Below are 6,515 nucleotides of genomic sequence, written 5' to 3' on the forward strand. Positions count from 1 at the left end.
GGGGCAAGCTCCGCGCAAACCGCAACGGCGTGCGGATTGAAAGACATCAGCGCCACATCGCCGGCGTAATCCTTCAACGCCGCACAAGTCGCTGCCTCGAGCGGGCCAACTTGTGGACCCATCGCGCCGTCCTGATCCTTGATCTCGATCAGCAGCGGGACCTGGCCTGCCACCATCTCCAGCACTTTCTCCAGCGACGGGATTGTCCCGCAATCATCCGTCAGAGCGATGGCTTCCAACTCGGCACGTGTGCGTGCGCGCACCGGCCCTGTTTCACCTGTCAGCCGGTCCAGCCGGTCATCGTGAAAGACCATCGCATGACCATCGCATGTCAGTTGCACATCTATCTCGATACCGTAACCGGCGTCTATTGCGGCCTTTATGGACTTCACACTGTTTTCCATCCGCCCCGCCTTGCGATCATGCAAGGCACGGTGGGCGATGGGACGGGTAAGGAATGACGCGGGAAGGGTCACTTGATCTGGAAAACCGCTTCGATTTCGACCGCGACACCAAAGGGCAGGCTCGCGGCGCTTACTGCAGAGCGGGCATGGCGGCCCTTGTCACCTAATGCGGCGACCAGAAAATCTGATGCGCCGTTGATCACCTTCGGCTGGTCACCGAAATCCGCAGTCGAGTTCACGAACCCTACCAGTTTCACGACACGCTCCAGCCGGTCGATCTCGCCGCCGCATGCGGCCTTGAGCTGGGCCAAAAGGCTGATCGCACAGGTCTGCGCAGCAGCTGCGCCAGCCTCTGCATCCATATCTGCCCCCAGTTTTCCGGTAATCATCCCGTCGGCGTTGGCCGAAATCTGGCCCGAGACATAGACCATATCGCCCGCGATCACATAAGGGACGTAATTCGCAGCCGGGGCGGGGGCGTCAGGCAATGTCACGCCCAGTTCGGCCAGTTTGTTTTCTATCATGCTCATCGAAGTTCTCCGTTATGATTTGCCCGGACGCTAGCGGGCAATGCGGCGGGGCGCAATCTGCTTGGGGATGGGCGTTAAATCAAATGGGCTCGGAAATGAAAAGATTGAAAGGCGCGCCGGAATGGGCCAAAGTCGCAGGCCTGATGAAATGGAATTTGACACAACTGACCCTCGGCCTTTCGGTTTTGCCCATACTGCTGGCGGCCAGCCCCTATGATGGTGTTTATAAACAAATCGCCAATGCCGAATGTGCGCTGGTCGGTGTGGATGGTGGATCACTCAAGATTGAGGATGACATCTTTTACGGGGTCGAGGTCGAATGCCGGATGACCAACCCCGTCGAAATAGAAGACATGGATGCCACCCTCTACGAAATGCAATGTTCGGGCGAAGGCGCCACATGGAGCGAACGGGCTATGCTAATGCCTGACGCAGAGGACACCGGACTCTACATGATCTGGAGCGGATACGCCTTTCGTTACGATCGCTGCGCGGTACCCGACACCTAGTTCTGTCCGGCCAGAATGTTGTCCAGCAGATTTAGGATATCCTGAGCTGGCGCTTGCCCGCCCTGACTTTCAAGAATACCGGTCGAGGCTGGCCTTTGCGGAATGATCATCGGCAGCGGCGTGGGCTGCCGTCCGTTCAGCACCCGCAACATGGTCTCGCGCCAGATCGTGGCAGGCAATCCGCCACCCGTCACGCCGGTCAGACGGCTGTTGTCATCATAGCCCATCCAGACGCCGGTCACATAATCGCCGGTAAACCCGATAAACCAAGCGTCGCGCGATCCTTGTGTCGTGCCGGTCTTGGCGGCGATGGGCCAGCCATCAATGCGCGCACGGCGTCCGGTGCCTTCTTCAACAACCTTTGTCATCATCCATGTCAGTTGGCGTGCCGCCTCTTGGCGGATGATCCGCTCGCCGATGCCAACATCGGTCGCGTCCATCAGGGGCGTCTCATCCCCTATGAGGCGCAGATCGGTCAGGCCATAGGGCGTGACCTCGGACCCGCCGTTCAGGATGCCCGCAAACGCGCCGGTCATATCCAGCAACGTGCTTTCCGACACCCCAAGCGCCAGCGCGGGGCCGGCGGCCAGATCACCTTCGACACCAAAACCTTTGGCAACATTGCTCACCAACTCGCGCCCGACCTCCTCGGACAGCAAGATAGCGGGTATGTTGCGGCTGGTCGCCAGCGCATCGACCAAAGTGACGGGGCCGACAAATGCGCGGTCATAGTTTTCCGGACACCACTGGGGTGATCCGGGTCGCGTCCAACATACTGGCGCGTCATCAATCATGTCATATGGCGACATCCCCAGATCGAGGGCCGCCGCATAGATGAACGGCTTGAAGGCCGATCCGGTCTGGCGCAGCGCCTGTGTGGCACGGTTGAACGCGCCCGTCGCATTGATATTGCGCCCGCCGACCATCGCGCGCACGGCGCCGTCAGCAGACATCACGACAATCGCGGCCTGTGCCTGCGACCCTTCACGCACATCATTTTCAAAGACATGTATCAGCGCCTCTTCGGCGGCGGTCTGAATGCGCTGGTCGAGCGTGGTGCGTATGATCACGTCCTCGGTCGTGTCTCGGGTAAAGAACTCTGGCCCGCTGGACATCACCCAATCGGCAAAGAACCCACCGGAATTGGCGCGCGCCGCCTCCGACAGGGTTGCGGGGTTCAGGCGTGCATCGCGGGCTTCGGCTGTCGTGATATATTTTTGATCCTCCATCAACCCGATCACGATCGAGGCGCGGTCCTGGGCGCGTTGCAGGTTGCGGGTGGGGGCGTTGGCCGATGGTGCAGTGAGCAAGCCCGCCAGCATCGCCGCCTGCGCAGGGTTCACCTCTGCTGCGGAAATCCCGAAATAGCGCTGCGCCGCCGCTTCGAACCCGCGGCTGCCTGCACCCAGATAGGCACGGTTCAGGTAGATGGTGAGGATCTCTTCCTTTGTGTAGGCCATTTCCAGCCCCACGGAATACACCGCCTCACGCGCCTTGCGCCACAAGGTCGTTCGACGGCAATCAGCCTCATATGCGCGTTCACTTTCCCATTTGTCGGGGTCGAAGGGCACACCGAGGCAGAGCAGTTTCGCGGTTTGTTGGGTGATGGTCGAGCCACCGTTGCCGGAAAGCGGTCCGCGCCCTTCACGCAGGTTGATCCGCACCGCTGACGCGATGCCGCGCGGTGAGATGCCAAAATGACGGTAGAAACGCCTGTCTTCGGTCGCGACGACCGCATTGTGCAGGTGGGGCGAGACGGTCTCGGTCGTGACCATCCCGCCAAATTGATCGCCGCGCCATGCGAAAACCGCACCCTCGACATCTGTCATGGTGACGGACCCGCGCGCACGGCCGTCAATCAGTTCGGTCACGTCCGGCATCTGGGCTGCGAAATAGAGCGAAAAGCTGCCGATGATCAGAGCGGTGACAACACCGACGCGCCATGTGAAAGCCCAGATCAGACGAAAGAGCCAGCGAAACGGCATCAGCAGCCAACCGATGAAACCGCGCGGTGGTGCCTTTTTAGGCGCAGTCCTGCGCTTGCGGGCGGCTGCCTTCTTGGGTGCGGCCTTCTTTTTTGCCGTATGTTTGGCTGCATAGCGCCTGTCGGCCACCAACGGGGGCCGCTTCTTGCCGTTTCCACTCATGATCCGCTCAATTGACTGCTTTGGGTCTATTTTCACCGACTATAGCGCGGCCCGACTCGAATGTAGAGCGTGGATGAGTCGCCATCAGCAGCTTTTTAAGGTGGTCAATTATTAAGCAAAGCGATTAATTTGTGCAAAAAGTGTGCAAAAGGGTGCGTTAACGGATCATTATGCACCTGCAGCAATCTTGCCGCGCCCCGCAGCGTGCGCTCTTTGTTTGCGTGCAAGCGGGCGCTGCCGAAACGGGGGTCTGCAAGAGAATTTGCAAGGGGAAGAACGTGAAACTCATCATTGCAACAATCAAACCGTTCAAGCTCGAGGAGGTCCGCGAGGCGCTGACCACCGTGGGCGTGCGCGGCATGATGGTGTCTGAAATCAAGGGCTTCGGCTCTCAGTCCGGTCACACCGAAATCTATCGCGGCGCGGAGTATGCTGTGAATTTCGTGCCGAAGGTCAAGCTCGAGATCGTCGTGCAGGACAGCATGGCCGAACAGGTCGTATCCACTATCGCCACCACCGCCAAAACCGACAAGATCGGCGATGGCAAGGTCTTCGTGCTCGACGTTGAAAGCGCCATGCGCGTGCGCACCGGCGAGACCAATGATGACGCGCTATGATCGCGGAACGAGGGACAAAACTATGAAACTGACGAAATATCTATCAGTTGGTGCAGCACTCACGCTGCTTCCAACTCTCGCGCTGGCACAGGATGCCGCACCTGTCACCGCTGACGAATTTGTATGGATCATGAACACGCTGCTCTTTTTGATCGGCGGTTTTCTGGTGTTCTTCATGGCCGCAGGATTTGCCATGCTCGAAGGCGGGCTGGTCCGTTCCAAGAACGTGACGATGCAAATGACAAAGAACGTTGCACTCTTCTCGCTTGCGACGATCTTCTACTGGCTGATCGGCTATAATCTGATGTACCCGTTGGGTGACTGGGCGATCGAGGGCGTCTTTTCGGGCCTGTTCCCGCTGCCTGGTGCTCTTGAGGCCGTTGGTGTCGATCTGGCAGGCGCAGACGACGCAGCCTATGCCTCGACCGGTTCCGACTTCTTCTTCCAGTTGATGTTCTGTGCCGCGACAGCATCGATCGTGTCCGGTGCGCTTGCCGAGCGTATCAAGTTGTGGCCTTTCCTGATCTTCGTGATCGTTCTGACAAGCTTCATCTATCCTCTTCAGGCGTCCTGGAAGTGGGGCGGTGGTTTCCTTGACGAAGCCGGTTTCCTCGATTTCGCAGGCTCCACAGTTGTGCACTCTGTCGGTGGTTGGGCTGCGCTTGCTGGTGCAATCATCCTTGGGCCGCGTCTGGGCAAGTACAAGGACGGCCGCGTAAATCCGATGCCTGGCTCAAACCTTGCCCTGGCGACACTTGGTATGTTCATCCTGTGGCTGGGTTGGTTCGGCTTTAATGGCGGGTCCCAGCTTGCAATGGGTACGGTCGGTGATATTGCCGATGTCAGCCGGATTTTCGCGAACACAAACGCTGCTGCCGCAGGTGGTGCTATCGTTGCCCTGATCCTGACGCAGCTCCTTTACAAGAAGCCCGACCTGACCATGGTTCTGAATGGCGCACTTGCCGGTCTGGTATCCATCACAGCCGAGCCTTTGACCCCGTCCTTGGGTATGGCAACACTGATTGGTGGTATCGGTGGCGTGATCGTTGTCTTCGCTGTGCCCATGCTCGACAAGCTGAAAATTGACGATGTTGTCGGTGCTATTCCGGTCCACCTCTTCGCAGGTATCTGGGGGACAATCGCTGTTGTTCTGACAAACGGTGACGCAAGCCTTGGCACACAGCTTTATTCCATCGTTGTCGTGGGTATCTTCACCTTCGTCATTAGCGGCGTGGTCTGGTTCATCCTGAAAGCCGTCATGGGTATCCGTGTTTCGGAAGAAGCAGAGATCAACGGTCTCGACGTCGCCGAATTGGGCATGGAAGCATACCCTGAATTTTCCAAGAACTGATATCCTTCCTTTCAGGTCTTGAAACTTATCCGGGCGTTCGCGCCCGGATTTTTTGTAAGGAAAAGGCAGATATTATGCTGCCTTATGAAAATGCCGGTCATTTCTTCGAGAAATTGATTAACATGCGCAAGAATTTGTTGAAATGCGACTGTATACAGACTCTTTCTGCGATGAAATTGCACCGATTTGCCTGATATTTTCACATGAAAGCGAATCTTTTCATTGGTGGAGCCCAGTCATGATCCAGACCCCTTATCTTTTGTTCCTCGGTGATGCCCCCGACCAGCTTGCCGCCAAAGTAGCGCAAGGGATCAAGGACTGGCGTCCGGAGAACGCCGTGGGCCAGTTCCGTATGCCTGGCTGCGGCGCAGATCTGGGAATCACGGATATGACCCTGGAAGAAGCCCGTGCCGCCGGTGCACAGACCCTCGTGATCGGTGTGGCAAACCGCGGCGGCTATATTTCAAAGGCATGGAAAGAGGTTCTGGTAAAAGCCCTGCAAATGGGTTTCGATATCGCATCCGGCCTGCACAACATGCTGCGTGACGAAGGCGAACTTATTGCCGCCGCGCGTGTGAGCGGCCGTACCCTGTTTGATGTGCGTATTCCGTCGGTTGCCTATCCCATCGCCAACGGCAAGAAACGGTCCGGCAAGCGGTGTCTGGCGATTGGTACGGATTGCTCGGTCGGCAAGATGTATACCGGCCTTGCGATGGACGCAGAAATGCAGCGTCGCGGGATGAAGTCCACTTTTCGCCCTACCGGTCAGACCGGTATCCTGATCACCGGCGGCGGTGTGCCGCTGGACGCGGTGATCGCGGATTTCATGGCCGGAGCGGTCGAATACCTGACCCCTGATAATGACGTCGACCATTGGGACCATATCGAAGGGCAGGGCAGCCTGTTCCATGTGTCCTATTCCGGCGTCACCATGGCCCTGATCCACGGCGGCCAGCC

At 58.1% G+C, this 6,515-nt stretch carries 7 protein-coding genes; 4 read left to right on the plus strand and 3 right to left on the minus strand.

Annotation, left to right across the window (positions count from 1 at the left end; all coding sequences use genetic code 11):
- Window positions 1-476, minus strand: a 476-nt coding sequence (locus R6T97_RS11685) for a glycerophosphodiester phosphodiesterase family protein (RefSeq protein WP_410349467.1), incomplete at its 3' end; no start/stop codon positions are given.
- On the minus strand, window positions 473-934 hold the full coding sequence (locus R6T97_RS11690) for a RidA family protein (protein WP_410349468.1): 462 nt from the start codon (window positions 932-934) through the stop codon (window positions 473-475). The genes R6T97_RS11685 and R6T97_RS11690, both read right to left, overlap by 4 nt.
- A gap of 95 nt (window positions 935-1,029) precedes the next feature.
- On the opposite strand from R6T97_RS11690, the gene R6T97_RS11695 reads away from it, so the two are divergent.
- Complete coding sequence (locus R6T97_RS11695; protein WP_410349469.1) at window positions 1,030-1,443, plus strand: hypothetical protein; 414 nt, start codon at window positions 1,030-1,032, stop codon at window positions 1,441-1,443.
- Here R6T97_RS11695 and R6T97_RS11700 read toward each other — a convergent pair.
- Window positions 1,440-3,590 (minus strand): transglycosylase domain-containing protein, encoded by a 2,151-nt coding sequence (locus R6T97_RS11700; RefSeq protein WP_410349470.1) that lies wholly within the window; start codon window positions 3,588-3,590, stop codon window positions 1,440-1,442. The two genes, R6T97_RS11695 and R6T97_RS11700, sit on opposite strands and share 4 nt — an antisense overlap.
- A 278-nt stretch (window positions 3,591-3,868) precedes the next feature.
- Here R6T97_RS11700 and R6T97_RS11705 point away from each other — a divergent pair, with 278 nt between their 5' ends.
- The 3 genes from R6T97_RS11705 to R6T97_RS11715 form a co-directional block, all read left to right on the plus strand.
- Entirely contained in the window at window positions 3,869-4,207 is a 339-nt protein-coding gene (locus R6T97_RS11705) for a P-II family nitrogen regulator (RefSeq protein WP_410349471.1), read from the plus strand.
- A 22-nt stretch (window positions 4,208-4,229) separates the two neighbouring features.
- A complete protein-coding gene (locus R6T97_RS11710; RefSeq protein ID WP_410349472.1) occupies window positions 4,230-5,558 on the plus strand; it encodes an ammonium transporter in 1,329 nt (442 codons plus the stop codon).
- A 238-nt stretch (window positions 5,559-5,796) separates the two neighbouring features.
- Window positions 5,797-6,515 (plus strand): DUF1611 domain-containing protein (locus tag R6T97_RS11715; protein WP_410349473.1); only part of this gene is annotated, 719 nt, incomplete at its 3' end.

This window comes from Yoonia sp. (genome assembly GCF_046498525.1).
In the GTDB taxonomy this organism is placed as follows: domain Bacteria; phylum Pseudomonadota; class Alphaproteobacteria; order Rhodobacterales; family Rhodobacteraceae; genus Yoonia.

What these genes read in the sequence shown, in the direction of transcription:
- R6T97_RS11690 (WP_410349468.1), bottom strand. Translation starts at nt 934, where the DNA reads ATGAGCATGATAGAAAACAAACTGGCCGAACTGGGCGTGACATTGCCT.
- R6T97_RS11695 (WP_410349469.1), top strand. Translation starts at nt 1,030, where the DNA reads ATGAAAAGATTGAAAGGCGCGCCGGAATGGGCCAAAGTCGCAGGCCTG.
- R6T97_RS11700 (WP_410349470.1), bottom strand. Translation starts at nt 3,590, where the DNA reads ATGAGTGGAAACGGCAAGAAGCGGCCCCCGTTGGTGGCCGACAGGCGC.
- R6T97_RS11710 (WP_410349472.1), top strand. Translation starts at nt 4,230, where the DNA reads ATGAAACTGACGAAATATCTATCAGTTGGTGCAGCACTCACGCTGCTT.